Source organism: Brunnivagina elsteri CCALA 953, from assembly GCF_002289455.1.
GTDB lineage: Bacteria > Cyanobacteriota > Cyanobacteriia > Cyanobacteriales > Nostocaceae > Brunnivagina > Brunnivagina elsteri.
The window spans coordinates 1-2,536 of sequence record NZ_NTFS01000620.1 but is presented as its reverse complement, the minus strand read 5'-3'; the positions used below and the strand labels follow the sequence as shown (position 1 = coordinate 2,536).

The window sequence follows — 2,536 nt, the reverse complement described above, 5'->3', positions numbered from 1 at the left end:
TCTTATTAATGGTGATTTATATTTTCTACTCAAATGACTAGAAAGCTAATAATATAATCTTTCTTTTACCTTCTTAAGTTTTATTTTAATTGATTATATCTATTACTGGAATCATCGTTTATTTCACAGCCATTTTTTTTGGTCGATACATCAAGTACATCATAGTATTACCCAAATGAATGTAATAGGGACTTCACGTAATACATTATGGACTAGTTTATTAATTCTTTATCTGTGGGTAAATCCATGCTTTATTTATCTATTAAATGACCCTAGTTGGTACATTTTTGGTATTAGTCTGACATCTGGTTTAGATTTATGGAGACATAGTATTTTTACACCCAAAAATACTTCCTTTTTATATTATATTTTATCACCTTGGCTAATGTTACCTCAAGACCATTCTTGGCATCATGCTAGCGAAAACATTTATGGTAATTTTGGTGCTAATTTTAAGCTTTGGGATAAGATACATGGTACATATTTGCCAAGTGAATTAATAACAGATAAATTAGGAATAGAGTTAGATTTTCATTTATGGAAACAATTATTTTTACCATTTAATCTCAAATATTCAAATCGAGTTACTCAAAAACCATGACTTTACTAAGTACAATTCTTTCATTCTTCCCAATGCTAGTAATGTTAATGTCTTTTACCTCCCTTCTCTGGATATGTGCATCACCAGGCATTTTCAGCGTCGTGACATTAATATTTATTATTTGTGCTTTCCCATTATTAATACATAAAATTCACACATATTTTTACCCAATTGAAGAAGGAATCAGCTACCTTTGTGGTAGAAAATACTCACCTTGGTGGGGAAGTCATCAAATTCAATCGATATATATTGCCTTCCCTGTAATCGAAAGAATATTGCGAATGATACCCGGAGCATTTACTTTGTGGTTACGACTTTGGGGTGCAAAAATAGGTAAAAATGTTTATTGGACAGCACATCTTGAAATTAGCGATCGCACTCTTTTAGAGATTGGAGATAATGTGGTTGTTGGTCATGCTTCTGGGTTATATTCGCATGTTATTAAACCTAAAAAAAATGACCTGATGCTTTATGTCAAAAGGATAAAAATAGGTAATAATGTCTTCATTGGTGCGGGTTCCTATATCGCTGCTGGTGTTAATATTGTTGATGGGACATTTTTAACAGCATGTACTCGTTTATATCCTAATTCAACCCTGGAGAATCGACAAGTAGAAGATAAATTAATTCTTAATTAGCAATAAATCATTAATATTGAAAATGCATCTTCTTGTCTTACTATTTAACCAACTTATTAAACTCACGGCAAAGCGTTTTCTCTTATCTTTAGAAAATCCACAACTCGCACAATCTAAAATTAAAAAACAAATCTTTAATAATTTTATTTATAGCGAATATGGGAAAAAATTAGGCATTAAATCTATTGAAGAATGGAAGCAAATACCAATTATTAAATACCATGATATTAAAAACTTAATTTCAGAAAAGCCAAGGCAAATATCCGCTTTAACCCCAGAGAAAATCTTATTTTACGAAAAAACCTCTGGAAGTCGTGCTGCTGCTAAATTAATTCCCTATACAAAATCATTACGACATTCATTCAACCAAATGTTTTGTGTTTGGGCAAATGATTTAATTACCAATGGATGTAAATTTTCAACAGGTAAAATGTATTTTTGTATTTCTCCTCAACTCAGTAATTCAAGTAATGAAACTATCCAAAATGATTCGGAATATTTAGATGAATGGTTGCGAATAATCCTGAGTCCGTTTTTAGTATCTTTACCGAGTATTAAGCAGATTCGCAATGCAGAGGAATTTAAATACGAACTTGCCAAAGTATTAATCATTACTGAAAAACTAGAAATTATCTCTATTTGGAGTCCAACATTTTTAGAAGTAGTTCTTGATTACATTCAAATAAATCGTATTCAATTAGCTACAGATTTAACAAATCGTATTTCTAGTCAACGTCAGCGAATACTGCTATCAGAAAATTTTTCACCCCAAGATTTGTGGAAAAATCTCAAACTTATTTCCTGTTGGGATAGCGCTAATGCTGCTGATAAAGCTGATTATTTACGCTTAAAGTTTCCGAATGCTTTCGTACAAGGAAAAGGACTTCTTGCGACTGAAGCTCCAATGACTATACCTTTAATCATCGCAAATGGATATGTTCCAGTTTTAGATGAAGTGTTTTTTGAATTTGCTGATGGATTAGGAAATATCCATCTTTTGCATGAACTTAAAATTGGTGAAAATTACGAAATTATTATTTCTCAAAAAGGTGGACTGTATCGCTACCAAATAGGTGATAGAATCCGTGTTACCCACCTTTATAAAAGTACTCCCTGTTTAGAATTTATTGGACGTACAGAAGAGATTAGCGATTTAGTGGGTGAAAAGCTGAATTCAGAATTCGTTCGTGATGTTTTGGAATTACTACCGCTAGAAAATTGTTCTTTTAAAAGTTTAGTACCCGTAAAATATCCTCAAGCATATTACTTATTATTACTAAATAATACAGATATAGAT

The 2,536-nt window shown here is 31.4% G+C and carries 3 protein-coding genes; all 3 read left to right on the top strand.

What is annotated here, in order from left to right; all coding sequences use genetic code 11:
- The first annotated feature begins 82 nt into the window (after positions 1–82).
- Positions 83–601, top strand: coding sequence for a sterol desaturase family protein (locus CK510_RS29145; protein ID WP_281257106.1), 519 nt, complete (start codon positions 83–85; stop codon positions 599–601).
- Positions 598–1,239, top strand: coding sequence for a DapH/DapD/GlmU-related protein (locus tag CK510_RS29140; RefSeq protein WP_095724946.1), 642 nt, complete (start codon positions 598–600; stop codon positions 1,237–1,239). Before CK510_RS29145 ends, CK510_RS29140 begins: the two co-directional genes overlap by 4 nt.
- A gap of 22 nt (positions 1,240–1,261) precedes the next feature.
- The coding region (locus CK510_RS29135) for a GH3 family acyl-acid amido synthetase (RefSeq protein ID WP_095724947.1) at positions 1,262–2,536 on the top strand (1,275 nt) is incomplete at its 3' end.

Bases quoted from the DNA above. Each gene is read 5' to 3' on its own strand.
- CK510_RS29140 (WP_095724946.1), top strand. From the start codon at position 598: ATGACTTTACTAAGTACAATTCTTTCATTCTTCCCAATGCTAGTAATG.